This is a genomic window from Qipengyuania sp., assembly GCF_042095715.1.
GTDB lineage: Bacteria > Pseudomonadota > Alphaproteobacteria > Sphingomonadales > Sphingomonadaceae > Qipengyuania.
The window spans coordinates 30,882-44,473 of the sequence record NZ_JBELMO010000001.1; the positions used below are offsets into that span (position 1 = coordinate 30,882).

Here is a 13,592-nt window from a genome sequence, read left to right on the forward strand (position 1 = left end):
CGCGACTGCCGGGCGCGGGCCGCCCGGCGTTAGAACGAGTGGGCATGATCATGCGTGAGCCAGCCATGCGCAAGATTTTGCCGTGGTTCGTCGGTGCGGGGGGGCTGGGTCTCGCCGCATTGACTTTTGCGATGCTGTCGCCAGCACCGCAGCGCATCCTTTATTCTTCGATAGACGATCAGGATCGCGCCGGCGTGGTCGCCGCCCTCGATCAGGCAGGGATCGGCTACGAGATTGACAACGGGAGCGGCGCGATCAGCGTTGCGGAGGATGACGTATACAAGGCGCGCATGGTCGTGGCCTCTAACGGAGCGCTGGCCGCGCCGGAAAGCGGATCCACCATGCTCGAAAACCTCCCCCTGGGCGCCAGCCGTACGCTTGAAGGCGACCGCCTTCGCGCCGCACGCGAGCGCGATCTGGAGATGACGATCGCGGAGATCGACAGTGTGGAGTCCGTCCGCGTTCACTTGGCGCAACCGGAGCGTTCGGTGTTTGTGAGGGACACGTCACCTCCCAGCGCGTCGGTCATGCTCCGTCTGCGTAACGGGCGATCGGTAAGCGAGGCTCAAGTAGGGGCCATTGCAAATCTGGTCGCCGCGTCGGTGCCCGGCCTCAGCACAGATCAGGTGCGCATCGTCGATCAGCACGGGAAGCTATTATCCGAAGCGTCGGGAGAGTCTGGAGAGCGACTTCAGTATCAGAGTGATATGGAGGCAAAGCTCAGGGGACAGGTCTCTCAACTGCTTACGCCGATGTTTGGAGCGGGCAAGTTCTCAGCGGAAGCCCAAGTTGAAATCGACATGAGCGAGACGACCTCTGCTCGTGAGAGTTACGATAAGGACGGCGTGGTTCGCACCGAAAGCCAGAGCCAATCTACCAACTCGCAGGAACAGGCTGGCGGCGTTCCGGGCGCGACAACCAACATTGCTCCGGCAGACCCTCAAGCCGAAGAACGTGCGCCCGTGGGTGGTGAAAACGGAAATGCCGGTGTCCAGAACGGGCAGAGTCAGATGAATCGGACCTACGAGCTGGGAAGGGAAGTCGCCGTGGCGTCCACTCAGCCAGGCGATTTGAAGAGGCTGACCGTCGCGGTGGCGATCGATGAAGCCGTTCTGAAGAATGCAAAGCCCGCTGATCTCACGCGCCTGGAGGAACTTATCTCGGCAGCTGTGGGCGCCAACCCTCAGCGTGGCGACGTCGTGAAAGTCATCGCGCGCAGCTTCGAAGCGACTCCCGAGGTCGAGACCCCGATTTACGAGGAATCGTGGTTTTTAACGCTGGTTCGTTACGGAGCGGCAGTGCTGGGCACCTTGCTGGTTCTGCTCCTGGGCGTACGCCCGATGATCAAGGCGGTTCGCGAACGCAATCGTGCCCTGACGCAAATGGATGAGGCGAGCCAGGAGGGAGCAGATGACCGCGAAGGTGAGAGTGCTTCCGACGACGAGATCGCTGATGTTGCGGGATCACCAGTCCAGTCCAGCGGCGACAAGCCGAATGCCCAGGTGCTTGAACAGGTCGAATTGGCACGGCGCATCGCGCGGGAGCAGCCCGACGATGCGCTGGGCGCCTTGCGCAGCCTCCTGGCGGCAGATCGTAAGGAAGCGGCGTGATGGGCCTGGAGAACGTCATTGAGCAGGGCGCCGCGTCCGGGCTCAGCCACGCTGCGCTGATGGTGCTTCTTCTGGAGGAAGATGTTGCGTCCTCGCTTCTCGCCCAATTATCCGCCGAAGAGCTAAAGGCCCTAGGCAAGGAAATGGTCTCCATGGGGGAGGTCGATCCGACCAAAATATCCCACGCTATTGCGGCATTCGCCAATGAAGCTACGCCGAGCCCCGTTCCGGCAAACATGGGGTCGGAGAAGGTCCGCCACCTTTTCACCGAAGCGGTCGGCCCAATGAAGGCCGACAGCCTGATGCGGGATTGCAAGCCGGAAGAGCAGCCCACGCCCAAGTACGCGTCTCTGGAGTTGCTGAAATGGCTGGATCGCGACGCAATCCTGCCGATAGTTATCGACGAACATCCTCAAGTTGTGACTGCCTTGCTCATGCAGATGAATCCGGAGACAGCCGCGCATATCTTGGCGGCGTTGCCCGAAGATTTGCAGGCCGATCTCGTGCATCGCGTCGCAACGATCAAACCGATCTCACTCGATGCGATCGCGTTTCTTGCCGAGCTGGTGGAGAAGGGTCTGGCCGCCACATACGGCAAGCTCCCCATCACTCTGGCTGGGCTTCCGCAGGCAGCAGATATCGTGAATTCCGCGGCGAAGGAAATCAGCAAGAAGCTGATGCCCAAGCTTGCGAAGCGCGACAAAATCATTGCCCGCAAGATTGAAGAGGCGATGTTCAGCTTCGACCTTCTGTTTACCTTCGATCCCAAATCCATGGGGACACTGCTTCGCGAAGTCGAAAGCGAGGTCCTTATCGACGCGCTCAAGGGGATCGAGGAAGATCAACGCGAGCTTTTCTTCGCCGCGATGTCATCGCGCGCGGCGGACGGCGTGCGGGACGAGATCGAAGCGCGCGGCAGACTCAGGCGCGACGAGGTGGATAAGGCGCAACGCAGCATGATCGATGTCGCGCGTCGCCTCGCAGCGGAAGGTACGCTGAGCCTCGGCGGTGACGACGATTATGTCTAGCCTCCTGATCTCGCGTCTTGCCGAACAGTCGGCTTTCAAAGCTGATGCACGCTTCGACTTGTTTTCCGCACCCGTTGATGACGAAAACACATACGAGAGTTCCGAGCGCGATCCCGCCGAGATCGCGTTCGAGCACGGATTTGCGGAAGGGAAGGCGGCAGCAGAGGCCGAATGGCTGTCGATAATTGCCCAACGTGAAAAGGAATTCGCAAAGCTCGTCGGTGCCTTGGAGGTACTGACGCGGAGTGATGCGGACGCCCTTGCCGAACGCTTTCACCAGACAGTCCTCACGCTATGCGAATCAGCTGTTTTGCCCCTTGCGATCGATGTGGAGGGGCTTGCCCGCCGTTGCCGTTCGGCCGCTGGGATGCTGCGACGCGAATGTGACGAGAAGATCATCAAGCTTCATCCCGACGATGCGGTACTCGTGGCTCCGATCTTGTCGCCCGACCTGAATGTTGAAGCGGACCCTACCGTCGAACGAGGAGGTTTGCGGATCGACACTGACGATGGTGGTGTCGAGGACGGCCCTACCATGTGGCGTCAGCGGCTCCTTGAGGCAATCGGAGAATGCTGAAGCTCTTCGATAGGGTGATGGCGCCCGTGGGTGAGGAATCGCTGGATCTTTCCTCGCGCCGCTTCGGCCTGGTGACCACGTGCGACGGTCCGATAGTCGAGGCATCTGGCCTGGCTCTTCCGGTTGGAACCCTGTGCACGATCGCGCAAGGGGAAGCGCGGGCATATCGGGGGGAGGTCATCGGTTTCCGACAAGGCCGCACTGTCATGTCGCTGCTGGGCGATGCCGTCATGTTACGGCCGGGCGCACGCGTCAGGCCGGAGGGCCACGCCGGCTTGCTCAACGTTGGCCCAGCCCATCTCGGTCGCGCCGTCGATGCATTGGGGCAGCCTATCGATGGCCGCGGTGCTGTCCGCGCCAAACGACACTGGCCGGCCCATGGCGAGCGGGCGGGAGCGCTGGAGCGCGGCAGCGTGAAAGAGCTGTTTCCTACAGGCGTGCGTGCAATCGATGCGCTCAATACGCTTGGAATTGGTCAGCGTGTCGGGATCATGGCAGGATCTGGCGTGGGCAAATCTGTGCTTATCGATATGATCGCAGATGGTGCCGAGGCTGACGTCATTGTGGTGGGCCTCATCGGGGAGCGTGCCCGCGAGGTTTCGGACTTCGTTGGCCGACATATGCAAGGCGAGCGCGCCGAGAGGACGGCCATCATCGCAGTGCCTGCCGATCATGCGCCAAACCTACGCCTGCGAGGAGCCATGCTCGCAACCAGCTTGGCGGAATATTTCCGCAATGAGGGCAAGCGCGTCCTGCTCATTCTCGACAGCCTGACCCGCGTTGCTCACGCAGCCCGCGAGATCGGCTTCATGCTCGGCGAAAGCGGCGCCGCGCGAGGATACCCGCCCAGTGCTTTGGCAACGATCACGAAACTTGTGGAACGGGCAGGCAATTCGGTGCGGAGCGGCGGATCGGTAACGGGTCTATATACGGTACTCGCCGATGGTGACGATACCAATGACCCGGTGGTCGATACTGCGCGATCGATCCTCGACGGGCATATCATTCTTTCGCGCGATATAGCTCAGCGCGGTCGTTATCCGGCAATCGACATTCCGGCATCTCTAAGTCGCGTCATGAACGACATTACGACCGCACAACATATCGAAGCCGGGCGAGTGCTGCGATCGCTCATCGCCACGCTCAATGCAAACCGCGATCTGGTTACCATGGGGGCTTACAAGCCGGGGGCGGACCCGGCGCTCGACCGCGCCTTGCGACTGGAACACAGCATGGAAAGCTTTCTTGGCCAGGATCGTCATGAATGCGTTGCCGCTGCTGATTCGGTCGCCCAGTTGATTGCCCTCACGAGCAATGACTGACAGCCGCAAGATCCGTCTCCTGCAGCTCGTATCCCTGAAGAGGGAGGTCGAGCACCGCGATGCTGCCCTGGCGCTGTCGCATGCGCTTTCCCGTGAGACCAAAGCGAGCGAATTGTCGCTGAAAACCACGCGTCTGGCGAAGGAGTATGGCGACAAGACAGATGCGACGAGCGCGGATCAATTGAGAGCGCAACGAGGGATGGTCAGTCATTTGCTGACGTTGTCCGAGCAGGCTCGCCAGGGTGCCGACTTCGCCACCAAGGCCTTCGAGAATGCTCGCAGCGTCGAACATACCAAGCGCCGGCAACGCGACCTGGTCGTCGACGCCTTGGATGCCGCAAGAAGGATTGGCACGAATCTTGATTAGATGTTTGAATGCAAATTCAGACCAGTCAAGTCACGAGCATTTCGTCCTTCGTTTCCGGCCAAGGTCCGCAACGAGAGAGCGCCGGTGATGAAGCAGGCTTCACATCCGCCCTGGCATCTCTCGTTTCGGAATCTGAACCGGGCGAGAAAGAGCATTCCGGCAAAAATGCGCTAGGCGAATCTCCGCTAAGCGATGCTGAGGAATTTATCGATCCACAGTTTGAGTGCGGATTCGATGCCGTCGCCTTCGGATCCCTGAAACTGCCCCCGTTTCACCCCTCCGCGCCAGCGGCGGTCCTTTTCGAAAATCCAACAGGAAAAGCTTTGCCGGTGACCGGCAAAAACCTGCCGCTTTACGCAATCGGACAGGAACAGACCACGCTCAACCCGGCAGCCTCGCTTGGCTTGACAGTATCGCCAGCCCTCGTTCCGGTTCCGATCCGCGCCGGCACTGAGGAAGCTTCTGTCCCCGTGCTGAGGGCGTCCCTAGCAACTCTCGATCTGAAAGGATCGGGACTCTCCAAACCATTTGTCAACGCGCTCGACGGCTCCGTTTCTATTGCCGAACCTCAGAATAATGAGCTGCGCGTGCGCATTTCTCCAATCCCGAAAGAGCCGGGCCCGCGCATTGCGGATAGCTCGCCGTTATTGAACGCGGGCGGGGCAGCTAGCATCCATCACGACTCTGCACTGCACCCGCTGTCGGGAACGGCGGCGGTCGGGCCTCAGACATCCAAGGTTGATGTGGCATCGCAGCATCCGCCCACCTCTGCGGGGCCTGTTCCGGGCATACCTATAGAAGCAACGGCGGTCGCACCGCAGACACCCAAGGCCAATGTAACATCGGAGCAGCTGCCAACCTCTACGGGAATTGTATCGGCGGCCCCTGAAGCAGCAGCCGCGGTAGCATCGCGGACCTCCAACGCCGGCGTGGCATCGCTGAGCATTGATGCCTCCCCGAATATGCTTTCAGAAGCCGTGGTATCGTCAGCGGCGGTGGCACCGGGGATCTCCAACCCTGGAACGACTTCGCGGCATCTGAACGGCAATATTGCCATCTCCGCCGATGCCCTCGCAGTATCAGAGCCCTTCGAGATCAGCGGCTCGTCTATTCAAGGAGACGATCGCACAACTGACATAGAGCTTTCTCCAGCCAACCTTCTGAAAGACCCACCCGCGCACCGTTCCAAAGAGGCCGCGCTCGCGCTCACGGCAAATGATTCCATGAGCAAGAGCCAGACGGACAGCGGTACCGTGGCTTTCGCAGACTTCGCCTCAAGGTCGCAACCCGCTGATGTCGCTGGAGCGCCTCAAAGAAACTCGATCAACTCGACAGTTGGCGCTGACCTCGCGCGACAAATAGCCGAGGTTACCCGGGATCTCATGCAACCCCTGGAAAACACCGGGTCGCAAAAAGGCGAGATCAAGCTCAACCATGAGCTTTTCGGGGCGGTGGCACTTCGGATGTCACGTGACAATGTCGCGGGCCTAGAGGTCCGCGTAGAGGGTTCGCCCGAACTGCATACCGCGCTTGCGGCGGCACATCGCGATGACCGTTCGGATGCTCGCCAGCCCAACACCCAGGCGCATTCTTCTCATGCCAATCAGCAAATGGCTTCCAGCGGATCTGGGGAAAATACCTATTCGTCGAGAAAGGAAAATGAACCACGTTTTCGATTAGACGAACAGAGCAACGAGGCGGGTCAGAGATCGCCGGGAGACGGATCGGAAGGCAGTGAGGGACGCCCCCTTGCGCGCCGAAGAGGCGTCTTCGCTTAACCATACTATGACCATGGGGTTCTCCGATGAGTGACAAACCGGACAAGACAGAAGGCGGCAAGAAAAAGAAGGGCGGTTTGATGAAGATCGTCATTCTTGCCGTGGTCGTAGTGGGCGGAGCTGGCGGCGGGGCTTATGGCTTGGCGGCCAGCGGTATCGTCGGCGGAAGCCACGAGGTTGAAGAGGATCACGAACCCAAGCTCATCCTGAAAGGTGGTGAAGATCCCTACGCGCCGGTGGCAAAGGAGGGCGAAGGAGAAGGTGTCCAGTTCGTTCACGGCGAAGGCGGGGACAAATACCGCGTTGCCTATTACACCTTCGCGGACGAGTTCACCTCGAATTTGCGGGATTCCGATGCCCTCGTTCAGATGACGTTGGCGGCATCGACACGTCGCGACGGGCGTGTTCTCATGTGGCTGAAGGAGCATGAGCTTGCCATCCGGAGCCAGTTGCTCGTCGATCTTGCCGATACGGACGAACTGGATCTTGTCAGCCCAGCAGGGAAAGAACGCCTGCAGAAGCGTTTGACCAAATCGATCAATGACGTGCTCGAAGACAACGAGGGCTTCGGAGGCGTCGATCAGGTCTATTTCCGCACACTGATCGTCCAATGATCAGCGACCATCTGTTCCCGAAGGCCGGCCGCGCCGCGATGCACGCAAGTGAATTATTTGCGCGCCAGGAAGGCGAGGAGGAAAGGCTCGGTGCCCTTTCCGTCCTGGCCTCGGCTTGGGGAACGCAGCTTTGCAAGGAATTCTGCGAACTCACCAGCGGCAAGCTGACTGCCGAGGTAAGTTCCGCGGAAACCATCCAGCAGGGCGCACTGGGCGAAAAGCTGGGGCGCGGGGCCGCGGGCTTCGCCGCTTATACCTGCGGTCGCGCCGCTCAGACGATTCATGCCTCGATCAGCGTCGACGGCCTCGAAGACTCGCTCAGCGATATGTTCGGTGGAGACCAGAACCCTTCCCTCGGTGACGCTCCCACGAACGGCATAAGCCGCGCAAGTGGACTTCTGCGGGATCGCGTTGCGCGGATGCTGGCCAATGCACTTACCAACACTCTTGGACCCTGTGGGATAAGCTATCGCCTGGTCCACACAGGTGCGCTGCCAGTATTTCAAACTGCGGGGCGCGGCCACTTCGTCATTGTGGGTTTTGCGCTCAACGGGGAAAGCCTTTTCCCTCTCACGGTAAAGATTGCGCTCCCCGCCGAGGGGATCGATGTTCTGCTGATTGCGGACCGCAAACGGCGCGCAACCCTTTCCGCGAGCGCGGCGCGGTCGTCGCCGACGGCATCCCCTTGGGGAGACCTGCCTTTGTCGGTGAAGGCGATCCTCTCGGATACCCGTTTCCCGTTGAGCAAACTCGCTCGGCTAACTCCGGGCATGGTCATTCCTTTGCCGATCAACCGCAAGGTTCCGCTCACTTGTGAAGGCCGCACCCTCGCATTCGGCAGCGTCGGCGAGATGGATGACCGGATTGCTTTGCGCATTACCGACTTGGTCCAAGGACAGTAAGATGACCGCTCCCTTTTCGCTCCCGATGTCGCGCATCAACGATATCTCCGTACAGTTGACCGTCGAGTTGGGATCGACGCGGATGCCCTTGCGTGAGGTGCTCGCACTGAGCGAGGAAAGCGTAATCCTTCTGGAGAAGCTGGTAGACGAGCCTGTAGAATTGCTCGCCAACGGCACGCCGGTGGCCCGGGGTGAGGTGGTCGCGGATCGCAACCGTTTCGGCATCCGGATCATCGAATTGATCGGGGATGGCGACAGTGCCGATGCATTGCCGGCGCCCGAGGAACCCCGCGTTCCGGGAGCTCAATTCTGATGTTGTGGTATATCGCCAAATTACTGGTGCTGCTCCCGCTCGTGGGTCTGCTTGCCTGGGGTTCCCTCAAGCTTGCCAGGCGGATGCAGGACAGGATGAACGCCAATCCCGGCGGTGAAAGGGCGGCGCGGATCGTGGAAACCACTTTCCTGTCACCCGGACTGAAACTTGCGGTGATCGAATTTCGCGGCCGCGAGATTTTGGTCTCTACTTCGCGTCAGGGCCTCACAAGGCTCGCCGAAGCACCCGTGCGCGGCGTGGTTGACTGAGATGCGCGCCCTCACCGTTGTGCTGGCGCTCCTGTGCGTCCTGGCAACTTTTGCCCTGCCCGAAACCGCGTTTGCCCAAGCCCTCGACAATGCCGCGCAAACGGTAACCCCACCATCGGTAGAGGGTGCGCCCGCGGCTATGCCCGGCGCTCTAGACCGCGCGTTCGGCAATCTGGCTGAAAGTAGCGGTTCGCTTTCTCTTTCGCTGCAGCTTCTGCTTGTCATGGGGCTGCTCACGATCCTGCCCGCGCTCATCCTGATGATGACCAGCTTCACACGGATAGTGATCGTTCTAGCTCTGGTGCGGCAGGCTCTGGGCTTGCAGCAATCGCCACCGAACCAGGTTTTGATCGGGCTTGCCCTTTTCCTCTCGCTCTTCGTGATGGCGCCGACGCTCAACGCAACCAACGCGCGAGCGATAGCTCCCTATGCCGCCGGCACGATCAACGCGGAACAGGCGATCACAGCCGCGGGCGAGGAGTTTCACGGCTTCATGATCCGCCAGACCCGCGAGCGGAATCTCGCGATGTTCGCTGACATCGCGAAGTCGCCCAAGTTCGCATCACCAGACGACGTTCCATTTTCCATTTTGCTTCCCGCCTTCGTGACGAGTGAGCTGGAGACTGCTTTCCAGATCGGTTTCATGATTTTCCTGCCGTTCCTGGTAATTGATCTCGTCGTGTCCAGCATTCTCATGAGCCTGGGCATGATGATGATGAGCCCCATGCTCGTATCGCTGCCGTTCAAGCTGCTCTTGTTCGTGATTGTTGACGGATGGGCGCTTCTCATGGGCTCTCTCGCCGCGAGCTTTGCATAATGAACCAGGCGGCCGACCTTCTCTCCCTAGCAGACCGTATGCTTTGGATCACGGCGCTGCTTGCGGCCCCGGTGCTTCTGGTCAGCCTCGTGGTTGGCCTGATCGTAGGCCTCATCCAGGCCGCGACATCGGTGAACGAGCAGACACTCACTTTCGTGCCGAAGCTGGCGGCCATCGCGCTGGTGCTCGTCGTTCTGGGGGCCGCCATGGTGGGCTTGCTTGCCGACTTCACCGAGGAGGTCTTCGCGCAGGTCGCGGAAATCGGACGGTGAACGTCGTAACTCTCGGTGTCCCTCTGGAGGCCGAATTCTGGCGAATAGTATTTCTGATGGCACGGTCAGGAGGGGCCTTGGTGGCTGCGCCGATTTTCATGGCCACCGGCGTTCCGGCTCTTGTTCGCGTATCCGTAGCGGCGGCGATCGCGATCTTTGTGGCACTCTGGGTTCCCGTCGGGCCGGTACCGCAAGTCCAAAGCTTTGTCGGTATGATCGATATCGTCGGCGAACTCGCGATCGGTCTCTCGCTCGGCTTCGTTCTCCAGATCATCTTCGCGGCACCCATTCTCGCTTCCGAAATCATCGGAGGCGGCATGGGCCTCAGCATGGCGGTGGGCATGGGGCCGGATGGCGCCCAGCATCCCGTAATCGGCAGGTTCATGACGGTCGTGATGGTCATCCTGTTCTTTGGCACCGGGGGGCACCTCGTGTGGTTCCGACTGCTCATCGAAAGCTATGCAGTTTTCCCCCCGGGCGCCCCATGGATGGAAGCGGATCGATTCAGGGATATCGCGTTTTTCGGAGGGACCGTTTTTCTTGCCGGTCTGGTGATTGCCTTGCCAATCACTTTTCTGCTTCTCCTGGTTCAGCTCATGGCAGGTGTTCTCTCCCGCTCCGCCCCGCAGCTTAATATCTTTGCGCTCGGTCTGCCGCTCGGCGTTCTCGCCGGGCTGGGTGGCCTTATTTTAACCGCTCCAATCATCTTTGCCGGACTGGAAGAGCTGATCGAACTGGGTCTCACTCAGGCGGCGGGCCTCGTGACATGAGCAGCGAGGGCGAGAAGCAATTTGCGCCAACGGAAAAGCGCAAGGAGGATGCCGCCAAGAAAGGCGACGTCGCCCGCAGTCGCGACATAGGCGCTGCGGCCGGCATTTTGGTCGGCTTTGCCATGCTCTCCATGATGGGGCCCTGGATGGGCCGGGAAATGGCTGATTTGCTGCGCGCATCCTTCACATTCGACCACCAGAACCTCGTCCAGGGTTTCTCGGCAAGAGCGTTGGCAGCAAACGTCTTTGCCGTTTTCCTGCCGGTGCTCATTCTGGCGTCGGCCCTTACGTTGCTAACATTTGGCAGCCAGCTGATCATTGCCAGTGGGCGTTGGGTGCCGAGCAATATCGCGATGAAGGGCAGCCGGCTCGACCCGCTGAAGGGTATGCAGAAGGTCTTCGGCCCCCAGGGCTGGATCGAGATGGGCAAGGGCCTGCTCAAAGTTTCCATGCTGGGCGTGATAGCGTTCGCATGGGCACGACATTGGTTCTCAAGGCTGGGTGATCTCGCGCGCGCCAATCTGGATCAGCAGATTGCCATTGCGTGGAGCGCCCTGCTCTCTCTCGGCTTTGCCCTGGGCGTGGGATTGCTCGTGATCGCGATGATCGACATGCCGATCCAGTGGATGCGCCGCAACAAGCGGTTGAAGATGTCCCACCAAGACATGCGCGACGAGCACAAGGAAAGCGAGGGCTCGCCAGAAGCAAAGTCACATCGCCGCCAGCGTCAACGGGATATCGCCGCTGGCGCGCTGGGTCCGGCCATGCGCGAGGCGCAGTTCGTCATCACTAACCCCACGCATTTTTCGGTAGCGCTCGCTTATGATCCGGACAAGGCGCCCGCGCCCATCGTTCTTGCCAAGGGGCGCGGCGACAAGGCTCTCGTCATCCGTGAGTTGGCGGGGGAACGGAAACTTCCGACCCTGGAATTTCCTGCCCTGGCGCGTTCGATCTATTACACCACCCGCGAAAAGCAGATGATCCGCAGCGAGCTCTACAGTGCGGTTGCGGCGGTCGTGGCATTCGTTTTCGCGCTCGGGCGGGGGGAAACGCCACCGCTTCCCAAATTGGATGTTCCGGTGACACTCCGTTTCGACGCGAACGGGAAACCCGAAGGTTAAAGCAGGCCAAGCCGTGACGTTCTATTGAACATGAGTACGGCAAGTTCGATCACAACTACGCTCGGTGCCGGCAGCGGTATCAACATGGCCCAGCTGGCCAGCGATCTTGCTGCGGCGCAATTCGGAGCGCGAAAGGCGCGGATCGATTCGCGTGTCGAACAAAACGATGCGAAGATCTCGGTGGCTTCGCAGTTGCGCAGCAGCATCTCGGCGCTTGCTACCTCCTTCGGCGACCGGATCAGGACAGGCGATCTGGCGCAAAAGGCAACGGTCAGTGGGTCGGGCGTAGCAACCGCGACCCTCGCCCAGTCGGTTGTCGCCAAGGGGGCCTATTCTCTCGAAGTCTCCTCCCTGGCGAAATCGCAGACATTGGCCAGCCAGGCGTTCGGCGACGCGGCAGCGACGGTAGGCTCGGGATCGCTCACGTTTCGTTTCGGCAAGGTTTCCGGGGGAGCGTTCACGGAAGATGCCGGAAAAGAGGCGTTGACCATTTCGGTTGCCGAGGGCGCCAGCCTGAAGGAGATCGCGAGCTCCATCAATTCGCAGAACAAAGGCGTCACCGCTTACATTGCGAATACCGGCGCCGGCGCTCAGCTCGTATTCAAGGGTCTCGAAGGCGCCGCCAACGGGTTTGTGGTAGAAGCGGTAGAGGACGCGCCCGGTACCGGCCTGGCCAAGCTCGCATGGGAAGCGACTGGCGGAGATCCCCTACGCTTGACGCAGGGTTCATCCGATGCCGCGTTCAAACTCGATGGCCTGGAAATGACCAGTGCGACGAACAAGACTGGTCAGGTCGCGCCTGGTCTTACGCTGAACCTCACCGGGACCAATGTGGGCAATCCGTCCACGATCAGCTTTTCGGACAACACTGCCAACCTCTCCAGTGTCATGCAGGATCTGGTGGGGGCGATGAACGAACTGTCCACGCTGGTCCGCGATGCCACGAACCCGCTTGGTGGTGGCGAGTTGAATTCCGATCCGGGAGCGCGGGCTCTCAAGTCCCAGCTTTCTTCCATCACCACTCTTGTGATGATGCCGAACGCGGCATCCGGAGAGCCGAAGACTCTCAGCGATCTCGGGGTGAAGATTGAGCGCAATGGATCCTATAGTATCGACAGCGCGAAGCTCGGTGCGGTTCTTTCGGAAAATCCCGAAGCCGTGTCGGCCATGTTTACGACGGGGCTTTACGGCATCTACTCGTCCTTCGATAAGATAAACAGAAGCGCCTCGGCGATCTCGGATCCGGGCAGCCTGGCAGGCTCGATCAAGAGATACGAGGATTTGTCCTCGAAGCTGACGAGCGAGAGCGCCAAGCTTGACGAAAAGCAGGAAACCCTTCGCCAGCAGATGGTGGCTCGCTTCGCCAAGACCGATGCCCGGGTGGCCGCGTCCCAGTCGACGTTATCCTTTCTTCGGTCGCAGATCGATGCCTGGAATTCGAGTAACAACTGATGCTGGCACTGGTTGAAAACCCGGCGGAAGCCTATCGTCGCAGCGCCTTCGATGCCCGCGTTCGCGCGGCGCGCGCCGGAGATCTCGTCATCGTTTGCCTCGAACAGGTCGCCGAAGGACTGGGCAAGGCTCTGGCTGCCCATCGCAAGGACGATCGCCAGCGCCGGGCCGAAGGGCTGACGCATGCCCATGCAGCGCTCACTGCGCTGGAAATGGGTATCGACCGGTCGGGTCCGCTGGCGGATGCCCTCATTCAACTCTACGGAGCCGCGCGCAGGCAGGTCCTGAATTGCGTGACCGATTTCCGCCCCGAACCGTTGGAAGTCGTCAAGGCCGACTTCACCGAGATAGCCGAGGCCATGCGGGTGAGGGCGGCCTAG

General features: G+C 60.4%; 16 protein-coding genes. All 16 read left to right on the forward strand.

The window, feature by feature from the left end:
- The first annotated feature begins 50 nt into the window (after positions 1-50).
- Genes fliF through ACFDTG_RS00195 form a run of 16 tightly spaced genes read left to right on the forward strand, consistent with a single transcriptional unit; the run spans position 51 to position 13,592 of the window.
- Positions 51-1,610 (forward strand): flagellar basal-body MS-ring/collar protein FliF, encoded by a 1,560-nt coding sequence (gene fliF / locus ACFDTG_RS00120; protein ID WP_375289037.1) that lies wholly within the window; start codon positions 51-53, stop codon positions 1,608-1,610.
- On the forward strand, positions 1,610-2,638 hold the full coding sequence (locus ACFDTG_RS00125; protein WP_375289038.1) for a flagellar motor switch protein FliG: 1,029 nt from the start codon (positions 1,610-1,612) through the stop codon (positions 2,636-2,638). The genes fliF and ACFDTG_RS00125 overlap by 1 nt, the downstream gene beginning before the upstream one ends.
- On the forward strand, positions 2,619-3,215 hold the full coding sequence (locus ACFDTG_RS00130; protein ID WP_375289039.1) for a FliH/SctL family protein: 597 nt from the start codon (positions 2,619-2,621) through the stop codon (positions 3,213-3,215). The genes ACFDTG_RS00125 and ACFDTG_RS00130 overlap by 20 nt, the downstream gene beginning before the upstream one ends.
- Positions 3,209-4,537 (forward strand): FliI/YscN family ATPase, encoded by a 1,329-nt coding sequence (locus ACFDTG_RS00135; RefSeq protein WP_375289040.1) that lies wholly within the window; start codon positions 3,209-3,211, stop codon positions 4,535-4,537. Before ACFDTG_RS00130 ends, ACFDTG_RS00135 begins: the two co-directional genes overlap by 7 nt.
- Complete coding sequence (locus tag ACFDTG_RS00140; protein WP_375289041.1) at positions 4,530-4,904, forward strand: hypothetical protein; 375 nt, start codon at positions 4,530-4,532, stop codon at positions 4,902-4,904. The genes ACFDTG_RS00135 and ACFDTG_RS00140 overlap by 8 nt, the downstream gene beginning before the upstream one ends.
- A gap of 8 nt (positions 4,905-4,912) precedes the next feature.
- Positions 4,913-6,682: a hypothetical protein gene (locus ACFDTG_RS00145; protein WP_375289042.1), complete on the forward strand. Its 1,770-nt coding sequence runs from the start codon at positions 4,913-4,915 to the stop codon at positions 6,680-6,682.
- Positions 6,683-6,708: 26 nt separating this feature from the next.
- Complete coding sequence (gene fliL / locus ACFDTG_RS00150; RefSeq protein ID WP_375289043.1) at positions 6,709-7,296, forward strand: flagellar basal body-associated protein FliL; 588 nt, start codon at positions 6,709-6,711, stop codon at positions 7,294-7,296.
- Complete coding sequence (locus ACFDTG_RS00155; RefSeq protein WP_375289044.1) at positions 7,293-8,198, forward strand: FliM/FliN family flagellar motor C-terminal domain-containing protein; 906 nt, start codon at positions 7,293-7,295, stop codon at positions 8,196-8,198. The genes fliL and ACFDTG_RS00155 overlap by 4 nt, the downstream gene beginning before the upstream one ends.
- A 1-nt stretch (position 8,199) precedes the next feature.
- Positions 8,200-8,511: a flagellar motor switch protein FliN gene (fliN, locus tag ACFDTG_RS00160; protein WP_375289045.1), complete on the forward strand. Its 312-nt coding sequence runs from the start codon at positions 8,200-8,202 to the stop codon at positions 8,509-8,511.
- Complete coding sequence (locus tag ACFDTG_RS00165; protein WP_375289046.1) at positions 8,511-8,780, forward strand: flagellar biogenesis protein; 270 nt, start codon at positions 8,511-8,513, stop codon at positions 8,778-8,780. Before fliN ends, ACFDTG_RS00165 begins: the two co-directional genes overlap by 1 nt.
- A gap of 1 nt (position 8,781) precedes the next feature.
- Entirely contained in the window at positions 8,782-9,597 is an 816-nt protein-coding gene (gene fliP, locus ACFDTG_RS00170) for a flagellar type III secretion system pore protein FliP (protein ID WP_375289047.1), read from the forward strand.
- Positions 9,597-9,869: a flagellar biosynthesis protein FliQ gene (gene fliQ, locus ACFDTG_RS00175; RefSeq protein WP_375289048.1), complete on the forward strand. Its 273-nt coding sequence runs from the start codon at positions 9,597-9,599 to the stop codon at positions 9,867-9,869. Before fliP ends, fliQ begins: the two co-directional genes overlap by 1 nt.
- The gene (locus ACFDTG_RS00180) at positions 9,866-10,639 is read left to right on the forward strand and encodes a flagellar biosynthetic protein FliR (RefSeq protein WP_375289049.1); all 774 of its coding nucleotides are present in this window, start codon (positions 9,866-9,868) and stop codon (positions 10,637-10,639) included. The genes fliQ and ACFDTG_RS00180 overlap by 4 nt, the downstream gene beginning before the upstream one ends.
- Complete coding sequence (locus tag ACFDTG_RS00185; RefSeq protein ID WP_375289051.1) at positions 10,636-11,760, forward strand: flagellar biosynthesis protein FlhB; 1,125 nt, start codon at positions 10,636-10,638, stop codon at positions 11,758-11,760. Before ACFDTG_RS00180 ends, ACFDTG_RS00185 begins: the two co-directional genes overlap by 4 nt.
- Before the next feature lie 30 nt (positions 11,761-11,790).
- Complete coding sequence (fliD, locus tag ACFDTG_RS00190) at positions 11,791-13,212, forward strand: flagellar filament capping protein FliD (RefSeq protein ID WP_375289053.1); 1,422 nt, start codon at positions 11,791-11,793, stop codon at positions 13,210-13,212.
- A complete protein-coding gene (locus tag ACFDTG_RS00195) occupies positions 13,212-13,592 on the forward strand; it encodes a flagellar protein FliS (RefSeq protein WP_375289054.1) in 381 nt (126 codons plus the stop codon). Before fliD ends, ACFDTG_RS00195 begins: the two co-directional genes overlap by 1 nt.